Source organism: Oleiphilus sp. HI0117, assembly GCF_001635235.1.
Genome location: NZ_LWGA01000574.1, coordinates 1 through 592, shown reverse-complemented (window position 1 = coordinate 592; position 592 = coordinate 1). Strand labels below are relative to the sequence as shown.

Here is a 592-nt window from a genome sequence, read left to right as displayed (position 1 = left end):
ACGGTAGGCTGGGAACCTTGCATGCTTCATCTGATAAGCGATTGATCGNACTTCTCGATCTGTTACTTCAGCTTTGATCAAGGCTTCAAGAATGGGCTGTGCTTGAAGGTAAGATGGCCCAGCTTGCTGTGATAGCTCCATAACACTGTTGGCCATACCGTGTAGTTTGAGTTGTTTGAAGGTGTGGATCATGGTTTCAATGTGCATAAGGATGACCTCTTAGTTGATCGTAGCGTTGTGTGTTGGCAATAGGCTCTTCGTTTAGAATGAGAGAGGGTGGTGTTAGCAAAGGCTCAGGTGTTTCCTGTTCGATGAGTTGGCTCAAACAGTTCATTACATGCTGTTTTGAGGGGTGCCCGCATCGCAGAGATTCCTCAACCGCTTGCTCAACCAGCTGTTCGTCGTGATGAAGTACCAAGGCCAATATCTCGACCATTTCTCGATCACCACCTTGTCGTCGAAGTAAATACTTTTGAATGGACTTGAAGCTGTCTGGCAAGGTCTCGAACGGTGCGCCGTTACGCAGTGCTCCTGGTTTGCGTTGAGCCACGGCTAGATAATGTCTCCATTCATACTTGGTGATACCTGCATC

1 protein-coding gene and 1 pseudogene are annotated in these 592 nt (G+C 47.9%); both read right to left on the bottom strand.

All coding sequences use genetic code 11. The features are described 5' to 3' along the window. A partial coding sequence (locus tag A3757_RS06280; RefSeq protein WP_231878236.1) for an ATP-binding protein occupies positions 1-207 on the bottom strand: 207 nt, incomplete at its 3' end. After that, positions 197-592: pseudogene (locus A3757_RS26535) on the bottom strand (IS21 family transposase); the annotation flags it as partial. The pseudogene A3757_RS26535 and the gene A3757_RS06280, both read right to left, overlap by 11 nt.